Source organism: Aeromonas sp. 2692-1, assembly GCF_013085505.1.
Classification (GTDB): Bacteria; Pseudomonadota; Gammaproteobacteria; order Enterobacterales; family Aeromonadaceae; genus Aeromonas; species Aeromonas hydrophila.
Genome location: NZ_CP038513.1, coordinates 4,431,195 through 4,456,106 on the forward strand (window position 1 = coordinate 4,431,195; position 24,912 = coordinate 4,456,106).

Below are 24,912 nucleotides of genomic sequence, written 5' to 3' on the forward strand. Positions count from 1 at the left end.
ATAGGAAGGATTATGATATCTGGCATTCTTGCGTCCCCCGGTATCGCATTCGGCAAGGCGCTTCTTCTGAAAGAAGATGAAATCGTTATCAATCAGGGCAAAATCGCTGCCGAACAGATTGATGCCGAAATCAACCGCTTCCTCGAAGCCCGCACCAAGTCAGCCGCACAGCTGGAAGCCATCAAAGAGATGGCCGGTCGCACCTTCGGTGAAGAAAAAGAGGCCATCTTCGAAGGCCACATCATGCTGCTCGAAGATGAAGAGCTGGAAGGGGATATCAGATCCTTCATCAAAGACAACAAGGCCACCGCTGACAAGGCCATCTACGAGGTCATCGAGCAGTACGCGAAGATGATGGCCGAGCTGGATGACCCCTATCTGCGCGAGCGCGCCACCGACTTCCGTGACATCGGTACCCGTCTGGTCAAGAACGTACTGGGCATCGCCGTTGTCAACCTGAGCACCATCGACGAAGAGGTGATCCTGGTCGCCAAAGACCTGACCCCGTCCGAAACCGCTCAGATCAACCTGAAATACGTGCTGGGTTTCGTCACCGACATCGGTGGCCGTACTTCCCACACCTCCATCATGGCCCGCTCCCTGGAGCTGCCGGCCATCGTGGGTACCAACGACATCACCGAGCGCGTCAAGAATGGTGACGTGCTGGTGCTGGACGCGATCAACAACCAGATCATCATCAATCCGACTGCCGAACAGCTGAACGAAGCCAAGCAATTCCAGGCCCAGTTCCAGGCCGAGAAAGATGAACTGGCCAAGCTCAAAGATCTGCCTGCCATCACCCTCGATGGCCATCAGGTCGAAGTGTGCGCCAACATCGGTACCGTCAAGGATACCGAAGGTGCCATCCGTAATGGTGCCGAAGGCGTGGGTCTGTACCGTACCGAGTTCCTGTTCATGGACCGTGACGCGCTGCCGACCGAAGACGAGCAGTTCAAAGCCTACAAAGAAGTGGCCGAAGCGATGCCGGATCAGCCGATCATCGTGCGCACCATGGACATCGGCGGCGACAAAGAACTGCCCTACATGAATTTCCCGAAAGAGATGAACCCCTTCCTGGGCTGGCGTGCCGTGCGGATCTTCTTCGATCGCGCCGACATCATGCACGCTCAGCTGCGGGCCATCCTGCGTGCGTCTGCCTTCGGCAAACTGCGCATCATGTTCCCGATGATCATCTCTGTCGAAGAGTTCCGCAGCCTGAAGGCTACCGTAGAGACGCTGAAAGCCGAACTGCGTGCCGAAGGCAAAGCCTTTGATGAATCCATCGAAGTGGGTATCATGATCGAGACCCCGGCCGCTGCCGTGATGGCTCATCATCTGGCCAAGGAAGTGGATTTCTTCAGTATCGGTACCAACGACCTGACCCAGTACACCCTGGCTGTCGACCGTGGTAACGAGATGATTTCCGCCATGTACAACCCGCTGTCACCCTCCGTCCTGACGCTGATCAAGATGGTTATCGATGCATCCCACGCCGAAGGCAAGTGGACCGGTATGTGTGGTGAACTGGCTGGTGACGAGCGTGCCACCCTGCTGCTGCTGGGTATGGGTCTGGATGAGTTCTCCATGAGCGCCATCTCTGTACCGCGTATCAAGAAGCTTATCCGCAACACCAACTTCGAAGATGTGAAGGCCATGGCTGATCAAGCGCTGAGCTTTGCCACCGCCGCCGAAATCGAAGCCTGTGTAGATAACTTTATTAAGCAGAAGGCAGTCTGCTAAGATCGGCTGCAAACAGCGACAATCATCTCTAGGAGCTTTTACTATGGGTCTGTTTGATAAACTGAAGAAACTGGTTTCCGATGACAGTTCTGATACCGGCGGCATCGAAATTTTTGCCCCGCTGTCAGGCGAAATCGTACCGATCGAAGATGTGCCCGACGTAGTCTTCGCCGAGAAGATCGTCGGCGACGGCATCGCCATCAAGCCGGCTGGCAACAAGATGGTTGCGCCGTGCGACGGCACCATCGGCAAGATCTTCGAGACCAACCACGCGTTCTCGCTGGAATCCGACTCTGGTATCGAGCTGTTCGTTCACTTCGGTATCGACACCGTTGAACTGAAAGGCGAAGGCTTCAAGCGTATTGCCCAGGAAGGTCAACAGGTCAAACGCGGTGACACCATCATCGAGTTCGATCTGGCCGTTCTGGAAGCCAAAGCCAAATCTACCCTGACTCCGGTGGTCATCTCCAACATGGACGAGATCAAAGAGCTGGTGAAGATGACGGGTGCCGTGACCGTGGGCGAGACCCCGGTGATCCGCATCAAGAAATAATGCCGCATGGGCCCAGCGCCCGTCGCCGCAACAAAAAACCGAAGCCCTGGCTTCGGTTTTTTTATGGGCGTTTTCCGGCTAGGCCCTGCCAAATACCACCCGGTTGCGGCCATTGCTCTTGGCCTGGTAGAGCGCCTTGTCCGCCACTTGTAGCAGGCTGTCGATGCCCTGTCCCTCCTCCTGGGTGGCACAACCCAGACTCATCGTCAGGGAAAAACTCTGCCCCTCCCACGCGACCACATGGCCGACAAACTGCCGGCGCAACTGCTCGGCTCGCTCGACCACCTGTTCGGCATCCACCCCTGGCAGGATCAACAGAAACTCCTCCCCACCCCAGCGGGCCAGATGCTCTGCGGGCTGCAGCTGACGCGTCATGATGCGGGCCACCTCGCACAACGCCGCATCCCCGGCGGGATGGCCGTAGCGATCATTGATCTGCTTGAAGTGGTCGATATCGCACAGGATCACCGAGAAGGGCTCCCCCTGCAGCCATAGCGCCTGCAACTGCTGGCCGGCGGCACGCCGGTTGCCGAGCTCGGTCAGCGGATCGGTGCAGGAGAGCCGGCTCACCTCCTCTATCATGCAGTGCAGGTCGTGGATGTCGCGCAGCGTCACTATGTGCCAACCCGGCATGGCATCCGCCGTCAGCTGGGCCGTGATGGTAAACCAGCGCTGCTGGCCGCTCTTGCAGTAGAGACTGGCGTTCATCTCGGCCACCGCCGCGCCGTTGGCCAGGCTGGTCATCACCGCCTGGTTCCAGCGCTCAATCGCCTGGGCCCTGCTCTCTTCATCGCGATAGACGGTGGCAAACCAGCTGGCCATGTCGGGCAGATCCGTCAGGTCGTAGCCCAGCTGAGTCACGAAGGCCCGGTTCACGAACCTGTGATGGCGGGCCGGGATCTCCGACAGTCGGGTGGGTATGCTGCCCAGCGTCTCGCTGCAGGCGGATTCCGATATCAGGATCGGAAACGGGATCACGTCGAAGGAGCGAAACAGGATCTGCTGCAGCTCGGTCAGGATCACAGGATCGGTGATGTTCAAGGTAACTCCCTTACCAAGGTATCGTTCAAAGGTAAGTGAGCGCTGATCGCGGGTAAAGCGCTCATTGCGCGGCTCTGACCTCCTTGGTCGCAGCATTTTCTCCCGGTTGCCACTCCTGATAGGGGCCGTGAATGGCGGAGTAGATCTTGTCGAGCTGACCGGAGGCCCTGAGCCGCTCGATGGACTGGGTCAGGAAGCGGTCCACCGCATCCCCTTTCGGCCCCTTGGGGATGATGAACACATCGTCAAACTCGCCGAAATAGACCCGATGGATATTGGTCAGCCCCATCTTGCGCAGGGTGAAATCCGCCTCCTCCTGCGCCCACAGAAAAGCATCAATGCGGCCCCGGCTCAACTTGCCGAGGGATTGCTCGAGCGAGAGGGAGCGCTTGACCGAGAAGGGCCAGAAGTCGGTCACCCCCTCGATGAGCAGATCCCGCTTGGTGTACTCGTAACCCAGCACCATGGCGGGAGTAATGGGCGCCGCACTGTTGCTGTAGAGCACGTGGGTCACCTTGCCAAAGGTCACCGAGCTGAAGCGATAGGGCAGCATGGACTCGTCGATGTAAGGATTTCGCAGCGCCGGCAGGTTGAAGTCCGCCTCCCCCACCACCACGCTGCGAGTGGCACGGGACATGGGGTAGACCATCACGCTCACTTCCACCCCGTCATCCAGCCCGGCGATGGCCTTGACCAGGTCGACGAAGGGACCGGTGCCGTTGGAATCGATGAGCCCTGGCAACAAACCAAGATAGGCCGAAAAATGGGTCGGTCGGCCAGGCTCTGCCGCAGCCAGCCGTTCCTCGCCGACCCCCGTCATCCCCAGCAGCATGGCCAGCAGCATCAAGCCTGCCAGCACGCCCACTCTCAGATGCTTCATGATGCAACCCCTCACCACCCTGGCCGGCATGGCCCCGTTGATCAGAAGCATAGACTCGGCACAGAACGTGTCGGGCGAGTTGCAAATAAGATGTTAAAAAACACCCCGAGATCAAGGTTTTGACACATCTGCGCGGTAACATGAAAAGGAATGGTGCGGGGGCAGGATGCCCGCTGCGACCACCCTTGATGCAATGCGAGCCCCGAGAAGGATATGAGCATGTTGAAAAATACCGAACAACGTTATGGCAGCCTGAGCATAGGGCTGCACTGGTTGACCCTGCTGCTGATGATCGCCGTCTATGCGCTGATGGAGTTCAGGGACATCTTCCCCAAAGGGTCGGCCGGTCGCGACCTGATGAAAGAGTTTCACTTCATGGTAGGCCTGCTGATCCTGGCGCTGGTGGTGGTGCGCCTGCTGGTGCGCGTGGGTAGCCCCTCACCGCGTATCGTGCCCGAGCTCTCCCCCCTGATGCTCACGCTGGCCAAGCTCGCCCACCTGGCGCTCTATGGCTTCCTGATCCTCACCCCGCTGCTGGGCTGGCTGCTGCTGAGCGCGGGCGGCAAGCCCATTCCTTTCTTCGGCCTGGAGCTCCCCGCCCTCATCGCCCCCGACGACGGCCTGAAGGGCACCATCAAGGAGCTGCACGAGACGCTGGCCAACATTGGCTATGCCCTGATTGCCCTGCACGCGGCGGCAGCCATCTACCATCACCATGTGCTCAAGGACAACACCCTGACCAATATGCTGCCCGAGCGGCGCAGTTAATCCCTTGCCAGCAAAGAGGGGCGTACTCGCCCCTCTTTGGATCAGGCCTGTTTGGCCACGACTTCGGCAGCATCGGCAGCCTTGCTTTTACCTTCAGGCTGCAGTTGCTTGACGTTGCCCTTGCTCTCGCCCTTCTGCTCCTCTTGAGACTGGGACTGGCCGACAAACTGGCCTCCCTTGCGGATGGAGAGGCTCCCACCCTTGAACAACCCTTTCATCTTGCCGTTTTCGAGGATCTCCACCTCGCTCGAGGCACAGGTGCCATCCAGGGTGCCATTGATGATCACGTGGGCGGCGCTGACATCCCCTTCAATCCGGCCACCTTCCATGATGCGTACTGTCCCGCCGTTCAGCTGCAGCGTCCCGACGAACTGGCCATACACATCCAGATTGCCCTCCACCTGCAACTCGCCCTTGAAACGGGCCCCCTTGGCGATCACCGTGGTCGTGCTCCCCGCCCCGACCACCTCAGACTCATTGCGCTTTCGTCCAAACATCTTGGTTTTCTCCACCATCAACAGCAGCACCATCAGTAGCAACGGCACTATGGGTAATTTGTAATATGCAGATCCCGCTACATAGAGCAGCAACGCCAAGCCCCAGCAGAACCAAATGAGATACAGCGCGTCACTGCGTGGCCGCATCGCGATGCGAGCCAGGATCCTTTCAGGCATCAATGTCATTGACCATTCCCTCTTGCGGGCAGATGGATGCAAGACCGGGGTCAACCCCTCACTCTCGTTTCCCGCAATACGCGGGCATGGACCTAGCTCAAGCGACCAGATTGCCGAAACTCTGAAACAAAAAAGCCCCGCCAGAAGGCGGGGCCGTGATTCATCAGCAAACCGAAGCAGGACTCAGGGCAGTACCACCCGGCTTTCGCCGCCGCCGAGGGCCTCCACCCGCACCTGCACGCCGATCCGCTCCACCAGGGTCTGCACGTGGGAGATGACCCCGATCTGGCGGCCGGCCGCCTGCAGGGAGTCAAGGCTTGAGAGCGCCAGATCCAGGCTGTCGGGATCGAGGGTGCCGAAGCCCTCGTCGATGAACAGCGATTCGACCTGGGTCTGGCGCGACGACAGGCTGGAGAGGGCCAGCGCCAGCGCCAGCGACACCAGGAAGCTTTCACCGCCGGAGAGGGAGTCCACCGAGCGCACCTCGTCCCCCATGTCGAGATCCACCACCTGCAGCGCCAGATCGGTGCCAGGCACCCGCTCCAGTCGATAGCGGGGGGAGAGCTCGGCGAGCTGGGCGTTGGCCTCCAGCAGCAGCCGCTCCAGCGTGAGGCTCTGGGCGAAGGTGCGCAGCTTGGCGCCGCTGGCCGAACCGATAAGATCGGAGAGGCGCTGCCAGTGATCCGCCACCGCCTGCTGGGCGGCCAGCTCCTCCTGCAAGGTGCCCGCTTTAAGGGCTGCCGCCTCGGCCTGGGCCAGCGTGCTCTTGCACTGGAACAGCTGCTCGTCGAGGGCGCGGCAGTGCGCCTCCAGCGCCGTCAGCCGGCTGGCTAGCTCCTGTGGCGCCAACGCGGCCAGCTCGGGGTGATGCTCGCGGTAACGATCCCGCTTGCTCTCCTCCAGCGCCAGCGCCCGCTGCCGCTCGGTCAAACGGGTACGCGCCTCGGCGCGGGCATCCTCCAGCGCCTGCAAGGCGGCGCGGCGCGCCTTGAGCTCATCCGGGCTCATGGCCAGCAGGCGGCGCAGGTCATACTCGGCGATGCCGAGGCTGCTGGCGTGGGCAGCCCAGCGCCCCAGCACCTCCCGTCGCCGCCGGCTGCTCACCTGCTTCTCCTGCTCCAGATGGCTGAGACGGGTCTTGAGCTCAGTCTGGCGCTCGCGCAGGGCGCGGGCCGCCCCCTGCATCGTCTCCAGCTCGCTCGCCAGTTGCTGCAGCCGCTGCTGCCAGCGGCTCTCGACCAGGGCAATCTCCTCACCCCCCAGACAGGTGGCACGGCTGGTAACCAGCCCCTGTCGTTGCTGTTCATGCTCCTTGTAGTCGCGTTCGAGCTTGTGCAGCAGCTCACGCTGGGTCTGCAGACGCGCCTCCTGGGCGCTCAGGGCCGGGGTGAGGCTGGCAATCTCGCCGGTCAGCCGCTCCCACTCGCTCTGGCCGTGCAGCCAGGCCTCGCAGGCCCGCTGCCACTCGTGCCACTGCTGGCTGCCCAGCCACTGACGCCAGGGCTGGCCTCCCATCTGCTCGTCGAGCCGGCTGCCCCCCTGCTCGAGGCGCTGGCGCAGGGTCGTTTCCTGCTCGCCCATCGCCTTCATCTCCCCTTCCAGGGCGATGCGCTGGCGATCGGCCTCCTGCCACTGCTGCTCGAACTGCTGGTGCTGGCTAGCCAGCTGGCTCAGCTGCTGGCGCACGGCCTGCAACTGCTGCTGGCCGAGCTGGGCCTCGCGCAGTTGCTGCTGGCTGCGGGCCAGCCCCTGCTCCAGACTCTGGCCGCGGCCGAGCAGGGTACTCATCAATTCGTTCCACTCGATCGGGCTCTGACGCAGCGGCAACGGATGGCCCAGCAGTTCGGCACCGCCGAGCTGTTGCCAGCGCTGGGTCAGCTGTTCGGCGCGCGTCTCCAGCTCAGGCAGATGCTGCTGGCGCACCGCCAGCTGGCGAGCCAGCTCCTGGCGTTCGCTCTCGCACTGAATGTATTGGTGATTGAGCCGATCCCACTCGAGCTCGAGGCTGCGGACGCGCTCCGCCAACTGCCCCAGAATACCCGCCACCTGTGGCTGACTCTGGTGATAGGGGTGCTCCTCGGCGCCGCAAAGCGGGCAAGGTTCACCGTCGCGCAGGATGTGGCGATGCTGCTCGAAACTGGCGATGGCACGGGACTGCTCCAGCGCGTGGCGCGCCTCGTCCCGTTGCAGGGCGAGCCGCTCGCGGGCTGGCGTCAGCTCGTCGCCGAGGATGGCCAGCTTGCCGAGCGCCTGCTCCAGCTGGGCAATCTCCTGCTGCAGGCGACCATGCTGCTCGCCGTGATTGCGGCCATAGTCGGCCAGCTCCAGCAGTTGGCGCAGCTGGCCCAGCTGCTCGGTCTGCCCTTGCCACTGCTCCTGCGCCTTGGCCAGACGCCCCTCCCACTGCTGCTCCTGCAGCTCGTGCTGTTGCTGCTGCAGCCGCTCCTGCTCGCGCTGCCTGTAGTCGCGCTCCTGCTGCCCCTGCTCCAGCTGGTGCTGCAACTGCCTGAGGGCGCGCAGCTTGTGTTCGCGCAAGGTGAGCAGTTGTTGCAGCCTGTCGGCATCCTCGGCCCAATCCTGCATGGCGGTGAGCAGGGGCTGCCACTGGCGGGCCACCGGCGCCAGCTCCTTGTGCTCCTCAAGCCAGGCGCCCCACTGCAGGTGCTGGGCCTTGAGCTGCTCCACCTGCTGACGCTGCTGGCGCCAGCCCTGTTCCAGAGTGAGCTGCACCTCCCGCTCCTGCGCCCCCTCCTGCTGGATCTTCTGCAATTGCTGCTGCTTTTCCCGAATGCGGGTGTCGAGCTCCTGCGCCCGTTTGAGTTCGGGTTGCAGGGCGCCCCACTCGCGCTCGGCGGCGATCTTCTCCGCCAGCAGTTGCTGTTCGGTGAGGGCGCTCTGCTGGGTCTGCTCCTCCAGCTTGCCAAGTTCGGGACCAAGCTCGGCCAGCGCCTTCTCCTGCTGCTGCACCTCCAGGGTGAGGCGAGCCAGCTCGTCGTGATCGGCGCGGGCCACCTGGGCCTGCTCGGCGCGGGCGAACTCCTCCCGCTCGGGGGCGGCCGCACCATGGGCCGCCTCCGCCGCGGCAAGGGCCGCCTCTCCCTCCTGACAGGCCTGCAACTGGGCGGCGATGCGGCCGTTGAGATCGCGCAAGTCCTGCATCAGTTGCTGCTGTTGCTGCTCGTGCTTGAGGCTGGTGGCGAGGCTGACCTGCTGGCTCACCCACTGCTCGCGGGTCGCCTCGTCCATCAGCGCCACGTCGCCGAGCCGCTGGCTGATGGCGGCCAGTTTCTGCTGCTCCTCCCGCGCCCGCTCATGGGTCTGGACCGAAATGGCGGAGTAGAGCTCGGTGCCGGTCATCCGTTCGAGCAGGGCTGAACGCTCGTCGGCGCTCGATTTGAGGAAGGTGGCAAACTCCCCCTGCGGCAGGATGACGGCGCGGCGAAACTGCTCCCAGGAGAGCCCCACCAGCTCGTCGATGCGATCCTGCAGCTCCCGCTTGCTGCCACTGAACACCTGGCCAGACGCCACGTCGGTCAGGCTGCGCTCCTGGGCCTGAAAGCGCCCCTCGGCGCGGTTGCGGGCCCGGCGCACCGCCCAGCGGGCCAGCCAGATGCGGCCGTCACAGCCGCGAAACTGCACCTCGGCAAAACCGCTAGCATGGCCGCGGCTGAGGATGCCGCGCACGTCGTTGGCCTTGAGCTTCTCCTCGTCATCCAGGCGACCCACTTCGGCCACGTTCTTGCGATTGGCGATAAAGCGCGGCATCTCGTCGTAGAGCGCCAGACAGATGGCATCGAGCAGAGTACTCTTGCCGGCGCCGGTATTGCCGGTGATGGCAAACAGGCCGGCAGCCCCCAGGGCGCCACCGGCAAAATCGATGGTGAATTGACCGGTCAGGCTGGCGAGGTTCTCACCACTCAAAGAGAGGATCTTCATACGCCACACACCTCCATCCATACCGACCCGATATCGCGCGTGCTCTTGCCCACATCAGCCCGGGTATTGCCGGTGATGGCAAACAGGCCGGCGGCCCCCAGGGCACCACCGGCAAAATCGATGGTAAAGGGGCCGGTCAGGCTGGCCAGATTCTCCCCTGACAGCGACAAGATTTTCATGCGTTGCACTCCTTCATCCGTGCCGCTTGCTGCGCTGACAGGTTGGCTCTGACCAGATTCTCATCGGATGGGGTCAAGATTTTCATTGGCTGGACTCCTTCACCTGCTCCAGGATCTCTTCAAACGACGCCACCAGCTCGGCCTCCGGCTCCCCGTCAAACTGACGCTGATAGCAGAGGCGAAACACCTCGGTGGGGGAGAGCTCATCCAGCCGGCACTGGCCGGCACCATCCGCCAGCCCCTGGCCCGAGCCCTGATAGCTGGTCGTGATGCGGGCAAGGCGCACCGGCTTGTCGCCGATGGCGGCCAGCACGCGCTCGCGGATGCGGGCCTCGGGTTTGGGCAATAGCAGCCGCACCTCGAGGAAGGGCTGCGCCTGCTGCGGGCAAGCGGGCAGCGTCAGCGCCTCGATGGCCTGGAGCGCCTCGTCGAGGCCGCTCTGGGGCAGCCGGATCATCTCCACCGCGCGGGGCACCGGGATCCGCTCAAGGCGGGCCAGCTTGCCCCCCTCAAACGTCACCTCCAGCACCTGATGGTTGTAGTTCGCCTCGGCCAGCGAGAGCGGCAGCGGCGAGCCGCTGTAGTGCACCCCCTCGGCCGGGCTCTGGGCCAGGTGCAGGTGACCCAGCGCCGTGTAGTCGGCGGCGGCAAACAGTTCGGCAGGCAGGGCATGCTGGTTGCCGCCGAGCACCCGCCGCTCGGAGAGCTCGGAGAGCTGGCCCGCCGCCAGATAGGCGTGGCCCATGGCGATAAGGGCCTGATCCGGATGGCAGCGCGCACGCCCCTCGCTCAGCACCGCCTCATAGACCTGGCGTACCCCTTCGATCAGTCTGTCCTGTCCCTCGCTGAGCCCGTCGGGGCGCAGATCGCTGCTGCGCAGAAACGGCACGGCGGCGCACCAGGCGGCCACTTCGCCATCCTTGCCTCGCAGCGGCACCAGCAGACGCTCGGTCTCGAGGCGCCCCTCGTCGTCCCGGCTGATGCTGCCCACCAGATGCAGGTCGAAGGCGCGCAGCAGCTCGTGGGGGGCATCCAGCTTGGAGGGAGAGTCGTGGTTGCCGCCGATCAGCACCATCTCCAGTGCCGGGTGCTCGGCGCGCAGCCGCGCCAGAAAACGGTAGAGCTGCTGCCAGGCGCTGGCGGGAGGATTGGCGGTATCGAACAGGTCGCCCGCCACCAGCAGGGCGTCAATGTCGCGGCGCTTGATGGTGTCGGCCAGCCAGTCGAGAAAGGCATCGTGTTCAAAACGGCGATCGTGACCATGGAGTTGATGGCCAAGATGCCAGTCGGCGGTATGCAGGATCTTCATGAAAAACGGCTCGTATGGAGGAGGTGTCAGCGGCACCCGATGCAGACAAGATGAGGATATGCCTTCCCTTTTTCAAGCCATACCCGGCGCGGCCGGCAGATTCAGGCGGGCTCGCAGCACATCTGGTACTGGGGATGACCGGTGAGGGGATCGGCCACCTCCCCCTCGATCACGAAACCGTGGCGACGATAAAAGCGCACCGCCAGATCGTTTTCCACGAACACCCGCGCATGCAGTCGGGCCCCCTTGGATTTGGCCTCCTGCAGCAGGGCATGGCCCACCCCCCGCCCCTGGCGGTCGGGGCGCACGAACAGGGCCGCCAGATAGTCATCCACCAGCGCCATAAAACCGAGTAGCTCGCCGCGCTCCTCGAACACCCAGATGCTGGCATGATCGAGATAGCGGGTGCGCAGATCTTCCTGAGCCTGCCACCAGCAGGAGGCATCGACAAAGTCGTGGGCCTGCAGGGAGGCCAGCAACCAGATTTCGACGATCTCGTCCATGTCGTCGGACCGACTCGCCCTCAGCATATTGGTATCCTTGTTAACAACCTGAACATCCGCAGTCTAGGGGAGTTTGATGACGGCTTTGGGGACGAATATGACTCCCTGTGAAGTCGATCGCCCTTTATTTAACAAGAATGATTGGCTGATCACAAAGCGCCTCTCTAGTACAATGCCCGCCGGACAATCTATGAGACCGAGGACGCCATGTGGTTTAAAAACCTGCAGATTTATCGCTTTACCCGCCCCTTCGAGCTGACCGTCGAGCAGCTGGAAACCCAGCTGGAAGCCTGTGCCTTCACCCCGTGCGGCAGCCAGGACATCTCCCGGTTCGGGTGGGTCAAGCCCCTTGGCAAATTCGGCTCCACCCTGACCCACTCCGCCGCCGGCCACATCCTCATCTGTGCCCGCAAGGAAGAGAAGATGCTGCCCGGCACCGTGGTCAAGGAGATGCTGGCGGAGAAGGTAGAAGCGATCGAGTTCGAGCAGGGCCGCGCCCTCAAGAAGAAAGAGAAGGAAGCACTGAAAGAGGAGATCCTCCATACCCTGCTGCCGCGTGCCTTCAGCCGCACCAGCCAGACCTTCGCCTGGATCAATCCGGCCGACAACCTGATGGTGGTGGACGCGGGATCCGCCAAGAAGGCGGATGACCTGCTGGCCCTGCTGCGCAAATCCATCGGCACCCTGCCGGTGGTGCCGGTGGCCCTCAAGAACCCGCCCGAGATCACCATGACCGAGTGGCTGAACGAGGGCAACCTGCCCGCCTCCTTCACCCTGGAGGACGAGGCCGAGCTGCGCAGCGCCATGGAGCACGGCGGCATCATCCGCTGCAAGCAGCAGGATCTGATGACGGACGAGATCAAGAACCACCTGGCCAACGACAAGCTGGTCACCAAGCTGGCCCTCAACTGGGGCGAAACCCTGAGCTTCGTGCTGGGGGACGATCTCTCCATCAAGCGCCTGAAATTCAGCGAAGAGCTGCGCGAGCAGAACGACGACGTCACCAGCGAAGATCCGGCCGCCCGTCTGGATGCCGACTTCGCCCTGGTCACCGCCGAGCTGGCCCAGTTCATCCCGGCCCTGTTTGCCGCCCTGGGCGGTGAAGAGCAGTCCATCTAAGCGAACTGGCTCAGCCTGATTGCAAAAAACCGCCTCCGGGCGGTTTTTTTATGGCTCAGTCCCAGTTATGTGTTGAAAGGCTAACCTTGAAGTAGGTCATCACCTTGAGGGCCGCCATCATGGATACCCAAGCCTTTCAACATCTACTGTCCCTCTTCCCATTGCTCACTTTGCGTCAGCGTCGTCTCGCGCAACAGGAACTCACCACCCCTCACCCCATCACCTCGTTGGCCGCTCAACTTCCCGCATGCCAATGCTGCCCTCACTGTCAGGCCGAGGCCACACTGCTGGCCCCCTGGGGCTGGTCTCGAGGGCTGCGCCGTTATCGCTGCAAGCAGTGTTTGCGCACCAGTTCCGTGCTCACGAACACGCCTCTCGCCCGACTTCGCAAGCCACAATGCTGGGAAGATTATGCACAGGCCCTCATCGACGGTCTGACCGTCCGGCAGGCGGCGCTCCGCTGTGGGGTCGGTAAAAACACCGCCTTTTTGTGGCGTCACCGCTTCCTGAAGGCCATGGCTAGCCACCAGGCGGTACGGGAAGAGGGTATTGTCGAGGTCGATGAGACCTTCTTCCTGGAATCCTTCAAAGGCCAGCGCGGATTGCCCCGCCCGGCCCGCCATCGTGGAGGTAAAGGCCGTACCCGAGGCACAGGACCGGATTACATCCCGGTGATGGTGGTGCAAGACAGAGCAGGCCACCTGGCTGACTTCCAGTTGGAACGGCTGAATGCCAGGGCGGTGAAGGCAGTGCTTCAACCGCTTATCGCCCCGGATGCCGTCCTGTGCAGCGATGGTGCCGGGGTGTATGCGAGTTTCAGCAAGGGGCAAGGGATAACACACCAAGTGGTGCGCAATCGAGCGGGAGAGCGGGTGGTGGGTGCATATCACATCCAACATGTGAACGGGTACCACAGGCGATTGAAGGAGTGGATGGAGCGGTTCCATGGGGTCGCGACCCACTATCTGAGGAATTATCTGGGTTGGCGAAGGATGTTGGAGCGCTATGGGCGGGAAGTGAATATCTCACGTTGCTTGCATGAGGCGCTGGGGCGCCCCATGCAACACGTAATTGGGACATAGCCTTTTTTATGGGCGCTCGCCCGATGCGTCTTGTTGATAGATGAGTAACTTGTTGATCTGATTCAACAACTTGAGTCATTAGCGCCAATCGTGACATAGTTCCCACTCATGCTCATAAAACAGACAAGGAGAGTGTCATGTTGCGCAAACCACTGGGCCTGGCCATCGCCCTCGCTCTGCTGGCCGGCTGCGCCGCTCAGCAGAGCCTGCAAGCGCCCCCCACCCACGCCTTGATCGCGCCTGAGGCCGCCAGCGGCTGGCAGGACAAGCAGGGCTGGCAAGGCCGCGACTTCATGGTGGCCGCCGCCAACCCGCTGGCGGTGGAAGCGGGCTACCAGATGATCCAGGCCGGTGGCAGCGCAGTGGATGCCGCCATCGCGGTGCAACTGGTGTTGACCCTGGTGGAGCCGCAATCCTCCGGCATCGGCGGCGGCTCCCTCATGCTGGTGTGGGATGGCCAGAAAGTTGCGGCGGTGGATGGCCGCGAGACAGCCCCCGCCGCCGCCACCGATCAGCTGTTCATGAAGGATGGCAAGCCGATGGCCTTCTACGACGGCGTGGTGGGCGGGCGCTCGGTGGGTGCCCCCGGCACGGTGCGGGCACTGGCGCTGGCCCACCAGCGTTACGGCAAGCTGCCCTGGGCTGCACTGTTCGAGCCCGCCATCACCCTCGCGGAGCAGGGATTCGTGATAAGCCCGCGGCTGGCCGCATTGCTGGCCAAGGACCCCTACCTTGCCAAGGACCCGGACGCGCGGGCCTACTTCTATCAGGCCGACGGCAGCCCCAAACCGGCGGGAACCCGACTGACCAACCCGGCGCTGGCCAAGGTGCTGCGAACCCTGGCAAGCCAGGGGGCGGACGCCTTCTATCGCGGCCCGCTGGCCGAGGCCATGGTGGCCAAGGTGCACGCCCACCCGACCAACCCCGGGGTGCTGAGCGCGGTCGATCTTGCCAGCTACCGCGCCAAGCTGCGCGACGGCCTCTGCTTTGACTATCGCCAGAGCCGGGTGTGCGGCTTCCCAGCCCCTTCGTCCGGCACCATTGCACTCGGCCAGATCTTCGGCATGCTGGAGAGCCGCGACATGGCGGCCCTCAAACCGGTGCCAGGGGAGCAGGGCCAGCCGGCCGCTTCCGCCGAGGCGATCCACCTCTACAGCGAGGCGGCGCGGCTCGCCTTTGCGGATCGCAACCAGTACGTGGCGGACAGCGATTATGTGGCGGTCCCCGTCAGCGGCCTGCTCGACAAGCACTATCTGGCCCGCCGCGGCGCCCTCATCGGCGAGCGCTCCATGGGCCTGGCCAAAGCGGGCACCCCACCGCTGGCGCCGGCTCGCGGCCTGGATGCCACCCCTGAGCTCCCCTCCACCAGCCACGTCTCCATCGTCGACAAGGCGGGGATGGCGGTCTCCATGACCAGCTCCATCGAAGACGGCTTCGGCTCGCGGCTGATGGTCAACGGCTACCTGCTCAACAACCAGCTCACCGACTTCTCCTTCACCTCGCTGGACGCCGCCGGACTGCCGGTGGCCAACCGGGTGGAGCCGGGCAAGCGGCCGCGATCCTCCATGTCCCCTCTGCTGGTGTTTGACAAGGACAGCGGCGAGCTGGAGATGAGCCTGGGCTCGCCGGGGGGCTCCGCCATCATCAACTACGTGGGCAAGACGTTGCTGGGCACCCAGGATTGGGGGCTCAACCTGCAGCAGGCGATCAATCTGCCCAACTTTGGCAGTCGCAACGGCCCCACCGAGCTGGAGGCGGGTCACACCCCGGCCGCGGTGATCGAGGCGCTCAAGGCGAAGGGACACGAGGTGGTGCTGAGCGAGCAGACCTCGGGCCTGCAGGGCGTGCAGCGCAACGCAAGCGGCTGGCTGGGCGCCGCCGATCCGCGCCGGGAGGGGATCGCCAAGGGCCAGTGAGCTCGGCTACATCTGCACTCGGAACCCCACGCAGCGAAGCGGCCAGTCGGCCGCTTTTTTGTGCTCTCCCTCCCCCAGTTGTGCCGGAGAAAACCATCGTCGATTGATTACTGTTGCCAGCCTGACCGCCAGAGAAGCGCGCTTTCACCTCAAAACAGCCACTTATACAGTTTTAATCGCAAATTAAGTCTTAAATGTGGATAAATATTGTTTTTCTACCAAAAACGTATTATTTTTCAACAGAAACGGCAACTGTTGTCCCCCAGACACACCCTCTGTGCATGCGGCCAGCATCTGTCTCTTTCGCCCCCTGCTCATTGACAGCTGCCCTCTTCGCCCGCGCGGTGATCTGGTAGCCCCCTGACTGCCATTAGCGAGGTGACGACATGGACCACTCCCTTCCCCTGATTACCACTCTGGTCGGCGGCTTCGTGCTGGCCTACATCCTCGGCATGTTTGCCCAGCGCCTCAAGATCTCCCCCATGGTGGGTTATCTGGCGGCCGGGGTGATCTCGGGCCCCTTCACCCCGGGTTATGTGGCCGACATGAAGCTGGTGCCCGAGCTGGCGGAGCTGGGGGTGATCCTGCTGATGTTCGGGGTGGGGCTGCACTTCTCCTTCCGTGACCTGATGTCGGTGAAACGGATTGCCATCCCTGGCGCCATTGCCCAGATCGCCGTCGCCACCCTGCTCGGCATGGGGCTCTCCTCCCTGCTGGGCTGGGATCCGGTCGCCGGCCTGATGTTCGGCCTCGCCCTCTCCACCGCCAGTACCGTGGTACTGCTGCGGGCGCTGGAGAGCCGCCAGAATCTGGAAACCCTGCAGGGGCGCATCGCTATCGGCTGGCTCATCGTCGAGGATCTGGTGATGGTGCTGGCGCTGGTGATGCTGCCGATCATCGCCGACATCCAGTTCGGCGAACAGACCCTGAGCTGGCAGAGCATAGCGCTGGATCTGGGCTGGACCCTCGGCAAGGTGAGCCTGTTCGTGGCGCTGATGATGGTGGTGGGCAGCCGCTTCATCCCCTGGCTGCTGGCCCACACCGCCAGCACCGGCTCGCGCGAGCTGTTCACCCTGGCGGTGCTGACCTGCTCGCTCGGCATCGCCTTCGGCGCGGTCAAGCTGTTCGGCGTCTCCTTCGCCCTCGGCGCCTTCTTCACCGGCATCGTCATGAACCGCTCCGAGCTGAGCCACCGCGCCGCCAACAACACCCTGCCGCTGCAGGACGCCTTCGCCGTGCTGTTCTTCGTCTCGGTGGGCATGCTGTTCAACCCGGCGGTGCTGCTGACCGAGCCGCTGGCGGTGCTGGCCACCCTATTCATCATCATGTTCGGCAAGTCGGCGGCGGCCTACGCCATCGTGCGACTGTTCCGCTACAGCCGGCGCACCGCCCTCACCATCTCCGCCAGCCTGGCCCAGATCGGCGAGTTCTCCTTCATCCTCATCGGGCTGGCCATCGTGCTCAAGCTGGTGCCGGAAGGGGCCCGCGACCTGATCCTGGTGGGTGCCAGCCTCTCCATCATGCTCAACCCGCTGGTGTTCAACGCCGTCGAGCGCTACCTGGAGAAACACCCGGACGCCGACAACGCCAAGGTGCTGGCCGAGTGCAAATGCCCGGCGGTGGAGATGAAGGCCCACACCATACTGGTGGGCTATGGCCGGGTCGGCCGCCTGCTGGTGAGCGGCCTGCAGCAGGCCGGACGCGAGCTGGTGGTGATCGAGCAGGATCCGCACCGGCTGGAGAGCCTGCGTCAGGCCGACATTCCCCACGTCAACGGCAACGTGGCCGATGACGAGGTGCTGTGCCGCGCCGCCATCACCGACGCCAGCTGGCTGCTGGTGGCCATCCCCAACAGCTTCGAAGCCGGCGAAGCCATCGCCCAGGCCAAGCTCATCAACCCGGCGATCCGGGTGATCGCCCGCGCCCACAGCGACGATGAGGTGAGCTTCCTCACCAAGCAGGGAGCGGACAAGGTGATCATGGGCGAGCGGGAGATAGCCCTCGGCATGCTGGCACAGGCCACCGCATAAACCGCCATCCAGTGAACCAGAGGGGCCTTGGCCCCTCTTTTTTATGCCCCTTTGTCCACCCGCGCTTCTGGGTACCCAGGCCCCTCCCCACCCATAACCACCGGCATTTCGCGCCGATATGGCACAATTTGACTCCCTTTGTCAGCCCCCCAGGTCAGGGCCACACGCCGCCTCTGCGGCAGGCACGCTACGCAGCTTCCCCTCGCCAGCACAAAGCTCCAGCGGTTACCCCCAGCGGGGCGCAGTAGACAGCAGATCCTGCAGCGGCCCCCACCGGACGGGGGTAGGGTCGCGCCAGATGGGCAAATTCGCCGGTTTCTCCCTTTGGCTAGACTGGGCCAGTCGTCTTATGACACCCACTTGGCACACATGCCTGCAACTCACCCTGGAAGGATCCGCTATGAAACCCTTGTTGACCGCCCTCTTGCTTCCCCTGCTGCCCCTCGCCGTGCAGGCCGCCGAGCCCGTCTGGATCACGGTCGGTGCCGACAGCGGCGTCGAACTCAAACAGGTCAAGGCCAGGCTGGCCCCCCTGTTCAGCGCCAGCGGCGCCCCGGTCCAGCTGGCCCAGGTCGAGGCGAGCGAGCTTGGCACCCTCTCCCACCTGATGCACGAAGGGCACCAGCGCTGCGGCGGCTATGTGGTGCACAGCACCCTGGCCGACGCCCTGCAGAGCATGGCCCAACCCATCAGCCAGAACCTGTTCAGCGCCCCGCCGCTGACCCAGGGGGCCAGCGTCAACCGGCTGCTGCCCTATCTGGATCAGGGCAACATAGTCGGCACCATCAGCCAGCTCGCCAGCTGGCGCAACCGCTACTACACCACCACCACAGGGGTGCAGTCGGCGGACTGGGTAGCCGGCCAGTGGCAGACCCTGAGCGCCACCCTGCCCTGGGCCAGCGTCAGCCGGGTCAAGCACAGCGGCTATCCGCAGCAATCCGTGGTGCTGACCCTCAAGGGCAGCCGCTACCCGGACGAAGTGGTGGTGCTCGGCGGTCACCTCGACTCCACCGCGGGCTCGGCCCCCAACAGCCGCACCCTGGCCCCCGGCGCCGATGACGATGCCTCCGGCATCGCCACCCTGACCGAGGTGCTGCGAGTCATCGCCGAGCAGGGCCGCCAGCCGGAGCGCACCCTGCAGTTCATCGGCTATGCGGCAGAAGAGGTGGGGCTGCGCGGCTCCAAGGACATCGCCACCCGCTACAAGGCGGCCAACACCAAGGTGCTGGCGGCGCTGCAGCTGGACATGACCAACTACCAGGGCTCGGCGGAAGATATCGTCTTCATGACCGACTACACCGACAAGGGGCTGACCGGCTATCTGGCCCAGCTGCTCGACGCCTATCTGCCCCAGATCCGCTACGGCTATGACAGTTGCGGCTACGGCTGCTCGGATCACGCCTCCTGGCACAATCAGGGCTACCCGGCCGCCATGCCGTTCGAGTCGCGCTTCAACGACTACAACCCCAACATCCACACCGCCCAGGACACCTTGCAGAACTCTGATCCCTCGGCTGCCCACGCCCTCAAGTTCGCCCAGCTGGCCACCAGCTTCGCCATCGAGATGGGCAAGATAAACTGAGCCGCCAAGGCGAGGTGACGCACCCAAAACAAGAGGGAGGCCAGGCCTCCCTCTTGCGTCTCTGCGTCTGCCGCTCAGGGCTGTCGATACGCCCCATCAAGCGGGGGGTGGGGTGCGGCAAGCCTTGCTGTGCGCGGGCCGTGGCGGCCTGGGCCTGGTGCATTTCAAGGCGCTCGAAGGTGCGCAGCGCGCCATCGCGGGGAGCGGGATCCGCCGGCCAGCAGCTGGCGGGCAGCGCCTGCACCCCCAGCAGAGCAACGGACAACAGCAACAGATAAGGGGCCATCTTGCAGCACTCCGGTGGCAGCAGAGTGTCTATTCTTGTCGAGGACCGATGACGGCTTGATGACGGGACGGGATCGTCATTTTACAACATCTGACGAGGCGGGCCGGCGCCGAGATACATATGGCGACATTTATGCCAAATCTGCGCGGACCAGTTAATTTATGCCCTAAAAAGTAGCCAAGAGGAAAACGTTATCCCTGAAAAGAAAACGTTATCTGGTCAAAACGTTGTTTCTGGATCATAAAAAGTATCCAAAAACTGGTGTATATTGCACGGCGGAAACTCCTTAACCATGAAGACTGACATGAAAAAGACCAAAATCGTCTGCACCATCGGTCCCAAGACCGAATCCAAAGAAATGCTGGCCAAGATGCTGGACGCCGGCATGAACGTCATGCGCCTGAACTTCTCCCACGGCGACTACGCCGAGCACGGTGGTCGCATCAGCAACCTGCGCGCTGTCATGGCCGAAACCGGCAAGCACGCAGCCATTCTGCTGGACACCAAGGGTCCGGAAATCCGTACCATCAAGCTGGAAGGCGGCAACGACGTTGCCCTGGTCGCTGGCCAGACCTTCACCTTCACCACCGACCAGACCGTGGTTGGCAACAAAGACAAAGTAGCCGTGACCTATGCCGGTTTCGCCAACGACCTGCGCGTCGGCAACCGCATCCTGGTTGACGATGGCCTGATCGGTCTGGACGTCATCGAGATCACCGAGCGCGAAGTCATCTGTAAAGTACTGAACAACGGCGATCTGGGCGAGAACAAGGGCATCAACCTGCCGGGCGTCTCCATCAAGCTGCCGGCCCTGGCCGAGAAAGACAAGCGCGACCTGATCTTCGGTTGCGAGCAAGGCGTTGATTTCGTTGCCGCCTCCTTCATTCGCAAGAAAGAAGACGTGCTGGAAATCCGTGAGCACCTGAAAGCCCACGGTGGCGAAAACATCCAGATCATCTCCAAGATCGAAAACCAGGAAGGCCTGGACAACTTCGACGAGATCCTGGCTGTTTCCGACGGCATCATGGTTGCCCGCGGCGACATGGGTGTCGAAATCCCGGTTGAAGAAGTTATCTTCGCCCAGAAGATGATCATCGAGAAGTGCAACAAAGCCCGCAAAGTGGTCATCACCGCCACCCAGATGCTGGACTCCATGATCAAGAACCCGCGTCCGACCCGCGCCGAAGCCGGCGACGTGGCCAACGCCATCCTGGACGGTACCGACGCAGTCATGCTGTCCGGTGAGTCCGCCAAGGGCAAATACCCGCTGGAAGCCGTGACCATCATGGCCACCATCTGCGAGCGTACCGATGCCGTGATGCCGTCCAACCTGTCTGCTGCCAACGACAGCAACAAGCTGCGCATCACCGAAGCGGTATGTAAAGGCGCGGTAGAGACCTCCGAGAAGCTGGACGCCCCGCTGATCGTGGTTGCCACCGAAGGCGGCAAGTCTGCCAAGGCCATCCGCAAGTACTTCCCGAAAGCCTGGATCCTGGCCATCACCACCAACAAGAAGACCGCTGCCCAATTGGTACTGACCAAGGGTGTGGTTGCTCACGTGGTTGACAGCATCGCCTCCACCGACGATTTCTATCGCATCGGTAAAGAAGCGGCGCTGGCCAGCGGCATGGGTCTGAAAGGTGACGTGGTTGTCATGGTCTCCGGTGCTCTGGTACCGAGCGGCACCACCAACACCGCTTCTGTTCACGTTCTTTAATCGGAACTGAACAAGCTGAAAACGGCGCCTGCGGGCGCCGTTTTTTTTATCTGCCCCCCTGCTGCCCATTCCTGCCCGGTGTTAGAATCCACGCGGATTTAATCCAAGTGGGAAATCTCCCAAATATCGCGTAATAACCCGGAAGTTTTATGCTCTCAACACGCTTCAAAAGAGCCTCGGCCACCCTGTTGCCGCTGCTCTGCTTACTCGTCAGCCTCTGCGCCCCGCAGGTCATGGCGCAGGATGTGCCCTCACGTGCCAGTGTGCAGCGGGCACTCGATGCCCTTGGCAAGTCTGATACCCTCACCGTCAGCCAGCAGGCCGACCAGAAATTCCTGACCGACACCCTCACCCTGCTCGACAGCATCGAGAAGGAGAAGAGCAAGGCTAAGAGCCAGAGCGAGCGTATCCGCTCCCTGCCGGCCGAGCTCAGGGACATCAGCGCCAAGCTCGATGCCCTGACCCAGAACAAGAGTGCCGAGCAGATCAAGAGTGAATACGCCAGCATGAGCCTGAGCGAGCTGGAGAGTCGCCAGCCCGATGTCATGGCCAACATGCAGGATGCCCAGGAAGCCCTCGGCACCATCGGCAGCCAGATCACCAGCCTGCAAACCCTGCCGGAACGGGCCCAGGCCCTGATGAGCCGCGCCTATCAGCGCAGCCAGGAGATCCGTACCCGCCTCAATGCCGGTGACGGGGTGAGCGGTGCCGAGAAGATGAAGCTGGGCGCCGAGCTGGCCCTCCAGGAGCTGCAACTGGCCAACCTGCAACAGCAGCTGGACAACCGCACCAGCATGCAGGATCTGGCGGTCAAGCAGCGCGACTACCAGAGCGCCCGCCTCGCGAGCGAAGAGCAGAAACTGCAACTGCTGCAAGAGCAGAGCAGTGCCAAGCGCCTCGGTGACACCGAAAAGACCGCCGAGCAGACCGGCGAGCTGGTCGCCGCAGATGACAACCCGCTGGTACAAAAAGAGCAGGAGCTCAACCATCAGCTCAGCCAGCAGCTGGTCAGCGCCACCACCAACCTCAACTCGCTGGTGCAGAAGAACCTGCAGGCCAAGAGCTGGCTGGAGCGCGGCACCCAGACCGAGCGCAACCTCAACGAACAGGTGCAGATGCTCAAGGGCAACCTGCTGCTGTCACGCATTCTCTACCAGCTCTATCAACAGCTGGAGTCGTCGCCTTCCACGCTGGTGAAGAACCTGGAAGAGCAGATCGCCGACCTGCACCTGGCCCAGTTCGAGCTGAGCCAGCAGCGCGACCAGCTGTTCCAGAAGACCCAGTATCTGGACAACCTGATCGCCAACAGCAGCGAGCCGGTAAGCGAGGAGGACAGAACCAGCCTCTCCAAGCTGCTCGATACCCGCATCAGCCTGCTCGACCAGCTCAACCGCCAGCTGGATGCCCAGCTGACCAACGCCATCAGCCTGCAGCTGACCCAGCAGCAGCTGGCGCGGATCTACTCCTCCATCGAATTTACCCTGCAGCAGCACATCTTCTGGGTGAGCAGCAACAAGCCCATCGATGGCAAGTGGTTCATCAGCTGGCCGGCCCAGGCCTACAAGCAGGCCTCCGACTGGGTGCTGAAACCGGACTGGAGCGGCTGGGGCGAGATGCTGCTGCCGGTCTCCCTGCTCGCCTTCCCGCTGCTGCTGGTGGGCGGTCTGCTGATCTGGAAGCGCCCGGCGCTGGTGGAGCGGCAGAAGAAGATCACCAAGGATCTGGGGCGTTTTCGCCAGGACAGCCAGTGGCACACCCCGCGTGCCCTGCTGTTTACCGTGCTGCAGCGCCTGCCGGGCAGCCTGTTCATTCTGGCCGCCGGTCTTTGGCTCACTTACTGCGGCCTGCTCAGTCCCAAGCTGATTTTCCAGATCACCCTCAACCTGGCGCTCGGCTACCTGGTGTTCAGCGTCTATCTGGCGGTGATGCGGCCGGGCGGCATTGCCGAGACCCATTTCCGCATTGCCAGAGCCGAACTGCAGGCCAAGCGCACCAGCATGCGCTACCTGTGGGTGCCCTTGCTGCCGCTCATCATGCTGTCGACCAAGGCGGTGGTAGAACCCTCATCGCTGGGCAACGACGTGGTGGGTCAGGCGCTGACCCTGGCCCTGCTGGGGCTGGCCGCCTATCTGGTGTTCCCCATCTCCCGCGCCCGCATCAAGGGCGAGGCAAGCATGCAGCAGTCCATCACCGCCATCGCCCTGGCGCTGGCACCGGTGGCGCTGATGGTGCTGGTGGGACTGGGCTACTACTACACCGCCCTCAAGCTGACCGGCCGGCTGATCGAATCCTTCTACCTCATCATCATCTGGAGCCTGGTCTACCGCACCGCCCTGCGCGGGCTGGAGCTGGCGGCCCGCCGTCTGGCCTATCGCCGTGCGGTGGCCAAGCGCGAGCACAAGTCCTCGGAAGATGCGGAAGGGGGTGAGTCCATCGAAGAGCAGCCCATGGATCTGGAGGATGTCAGCCAGCAGTCCCTGCGTCTGACCCGCACCGTGCTGCTGCTGGTGTTCGGCGTCGCCTTCTACTGGCTCTGGTCCGATCTGGTGGCGGTCTTCTCCTACCTCGACAGCATGGTGCTGTGGCACAAGAGCGTGGGTTCCGGTGCCAATGCGGTGCTTTACCCCGTCAGTCTGAGCGATGTGCTGACCGCCATCTTCATGCTGGGGGCGGCCTGGTCGCTGGCTCGCAACCTGCCGGGTCTGCTGGAGGTGCTGGTGCTCTCCAAGCTGCGCCTGGCTCAGGGCACGGCCTACGCCATCACCACCATGCTCAACTATGTGCTGATCGGGGTCGGAACCCTCACCGCCCTCTCCCTGATGGGCATGCAGTGGGACAAGCTGCAGTGGCTCGCCGCCGGTCTGACGGTCGGTATCGGCTTCGGTCTGCAGGAGGTGGTCGGCAACTTCGTCTCCGGCATCATCATCCTGTTCGAGCGTCCGGTACGGATCGGCGACACCGTCACCATCGGCACCTTCTCCGGTACCGTCTCCAAGATCCGCATCCGCGCCACCACCATCACCGACTTCGACCGCAAGGAGGTGATCATCCCCAACAAGGTGCTGATGACCGAACGGCTGATTAACTGGTCGCTGAGCGACACCGTCACCCGGGTCATCGTGCGGGTAGGGGTGGCCTACGGTTCGGATCTGGAGCTGACCCGTACCCTGCTGAAACAGGCGGCGGACGACAACAGCCGCGTCTTGAAAGACCCGGCCCCCATCGTCTACTTCCTCACCTTCGGCCCCAGTACCCTGGATCACGAGCTGCGCTTCTTCGTGAGCGAGCTCGGCGATCGCAACCCGGCGGTGGACGAGCTGAACCGCAAGATCGACGCCCTGTTCAAGGCCAACGGCATCGAAATCGCGTTCAACCAGATGGACGTCTACATCAAGAACATGAAGGGCGAAGAGCAGAAGGTGGAGTCAGACTCCGCCCAGCCTCCCGCCCTGCCGGGTGCCCAGCCCGTCTAAGGCTGCACGCCATCCCACTCGAAGGCCCCGCAAGGGGCCTTTTTTATGGTCGGCCGCCGGCCGCCCAAGCTGGCTTTGTGACGGGCCGGCCAGAATGGGACGCCGTTTGCCGCTAGCCTGAAGC

General features: G+C 63.0%; 17 protein-coding genes and 1 pseudogene. 10 read left to right on the forward strand and 8 right to left on the reverse strand.

The annotated features are described in order from the left end of the window. Nucleotides 1-12 precede the first annotated feature (12 nt). Both ptsI and crr read left to right on the forward strand, forming a co-directional pair. On the forward strand, nucleotides 13-1,740 hold the full coding sequence (gene ptsI, locus E5E97_RS20585) for a phosphoenolpyruvate-protein phosphotransferase PtsI (RefSeq protein WP_011706834.1): 1,728 nt from the start codon (nucleotides 13-15) through the stop codon (nucleotides 1,738-1,740). A 43-nt stretch (nucleotides 1,741-1,783) separates the two neighbouring features. Continuing rightward, entirely contained in the window at nucleotides 1,784-2,293 is a 510-nt protein-coding gene (crr, locus tag E5E97_RS20590) for a PTS glucose transporter subunit IIA (RefSeq protein ID WP_005303134.1), read from the forward strand. Between the two features lie 78 nt (nucleotides 2,294-2,371). Here the strand turns inward: crr and E5E97_RS20595 are convergent, their stop codons facing one another. Both E5E97_RS20595 and E5E97_RS20600 read right to left on the reverse strand, forming a co-directional pair. Beyond that, a complete protein-coding gene (locus E5E97_RS20595) occupies nucleotides 2,372-3,334 on the reverse strand; it encodes a GGDEF domain-containing protein (protein ID WP_171280952.1) in 963 nt (320 codons plus the stop codon). A gap of 61 nt (nucleotides 3,335-3,395) precedes the next feature. Beyond that, nucleotides 3,396-4,214: an ABC transporter substrate-binding protein gene (locus E5E97_RS20600; protein ID WP_171280953.1), complete on the reverse strand. Its 819-nt coding sequence runs from the start codon at nucleotides 4,212-4,214 to the stop codon at nucleotides 3,396-3,398. A gap of 219 nt (nucleotides 4,215-4,433) precedes the next feature. Here E5E97_RS20600 and E5E97_RS20605 point away from each other — a divergent pair, with 219 nt between their 5' ends. Continuing rightward, complete coding sequence (locus tag E5E97_RS20605; protein WP_029299539.1) at nucleotides 4,434-4,982, forward strand: cytochrome b; 549 nt, start codon at nucleotides 4,434-4,436, stop codon at nucleotides 4,980-4,982. Between the two features lie 41 nt (nucleotides 4,983-5,023). Here the strand turns inward: E5E97_RS20605 and E5E97_RS20610 are convergent, their stop codons facing one another. From E5E97_RS20610 to E5E97_RS20630, 5 genes are all read right to left on the reverse strand, one after another. Beyond that, a complete protein-coding gene (locus E5E97_RS20610) occupies nucleotides 5,024-5,665 on the reverse strand; it encodes a polymer-forming cytoskeletal protein (protein WP_139704852.1) in 642 nt (213 codons plus the stop codon). A 174-nt stretch (nucleotides 5,666-5,839) separates the two neighbouring features. Next, entirely contained in the window at nucleotides 5,840-9,592 is a 3,753-nt protein-coding gene (locus E5E97_RS20615) for an AAA family ATPase (protein ID WP_171280954.1), read from the reverse strand. After that, complete coding sequence (locus tag E5E97_RS20620) at nucleotides 9,589-9,771, reverse strand: exonuclease SbcC (protein ID WP_171280955.1); 183 nt, start codon at nucleotides 9,769-9,771, stop codon at nucleotides 9,589-9,591. Before E5E97_RS20620 ends, E5E97_RS20615 begins: the two co-directional genes overlap by 4 nt. Before the next feature lie 82 nt (nucleotides 9,772-9,853). Then, entirely contained in the window at nucleotides 9,854-11,080 is a 1,227-nt protein-coding gene (locus tag E5E97_RS20625) for an exonuclease SbcCD subunit D C-terminal domain-containing protein (protein WP_171280956.1), read from the reverse strand. 101 nt (nucleotides 11,081-11,181) lie between these two features. Beyond that, complete coding sequence (locus E5E97_RS20630; RefSeq protein ID WP_171280957.1) at nucleotides 11,182-11,610, reverse strand: GNAT family N-acetyltransferase; 429 nt, start codon at nucleotides 11,608-11,610, stop codon at nucleotides 11,182-11,184. A 180-nt stretch (nucleotides 11,611-11,790) separates the two neighbouring features. Here E5E97_RS20630 and rdgC point away from each other — a divergent pair, with 180 nt between their 5' ends. From rdgC to E5E97_RS20655, 5 genes are all read left to right on the forward strand, one after another. Continuing rightward, on the forward strand, nucleotides 11,791-12,702 hold the full coding sequence (gene rdgC / locus E5E97_RS20635) for a recombination-associated protein RdgC (RefSeq protein WP_011706841.1): 912 nt from the start codon (nucleotides 11,791-11,793) through the stop codon (nucleotides 12,700-12,702). Between the two features lie 119 nt (nucleotides 12,703-12,821). Further along, complete coding sequence (locus tag E5E97_RS20640; protein WP_171280261.1) at nucleotides 12,822-13,784, forward strand: IS1595 family transposase; 963 nt, start codon at nucleotides 12,822-12,824, stop codon at nucleotides 13,782-13,784. Nucleotides 13,785-13,921: 137 nt separating this feature from the next. Continuing rightward, the gene (gene ggt / locus E5E97_RS20645; protein ID WP_171280958.1) at nucleotides 13,922-15,700 is read left to right on the forward strand and encodes a gamma-glutamyltransferase; all 1,779 of its coding nucleotides are present in this window, start codon (nucleotides 13,922-13,924) and stop codon (nucleotides 15,698-15,700) included. 386 nt (nucleotides 15,701-16,086) lie between these two features. Beyond that, the gene (ybaL, locus tag E5E97_RS20650; protein WP_017409102.1) at nucleotides 16,087-17,730 is read left to right on the forward strand and encodes a YbaL family putative K(+) efflux transporter; all 1,644 of its coding nucleotides are present in this window, start codon (nucleotides 16,087-16,089) and stop codon (nucleotides 17,728-17,730) included. A 400-nt stretch (nucleotides 17,731-18,130) separates the two neighbouring features. Beyond that, the gene (locus E5E97_RS20655) at nucleotides 18,131-19,312 is read left to right on the forward strand and encodes a M28 family metallopeptidase (protein WP_171280959.1); all 1,182 of its coding nucleotides are present in this window, start codon (nucleotides 18,131-18,133) and stop codon (nucleotides 19,310-19,312) included. Between the two features lie 74 nt (nucleotides 19,313-19,386). On the opposite strand, the pseudogene E5E97_RS23615 reads toward E5E97_RS20655, so the two are convergent. After that, nucleotides 19,387-19,598 (reverse strand): annotated as a pseudogene (locus E5E97_RS23615) (hypothetical protein). Between the two features lie 304 nt (nucleotides 19,599-19,902). Here E5E97_RS23615 and pykF point away from each other — a divergent pair. Next, nucleotides 19,903-21,315 (forward strand): pyruvate kinase PykF, encoded by a 1,413-nt coding sequence (gene pykF / locus E5E97_RS20660; RefSeq protein ID WP_010633307.1) that lies wholly within the window; start codon nucleotides 19,903-19,905, stop codon nucleotides 21,313-21,315. A 149-nt stretch (nucleotides 21,316-21,464) separates the two neighbouring features. Further along, a complete protein-coding gene (gene mscK / locus E5E97_RS20665) occupies nucleotides 21,465-24,788 on the forward strand; it encodes a mechanosensitive channel MscK (RefSeq protein ID WP_171280960.1) in 3,324 nt (1,107 codons plus the stop codon). Nucleotides 24,789-24,912 lie beyond the last annotated feature (124 nt).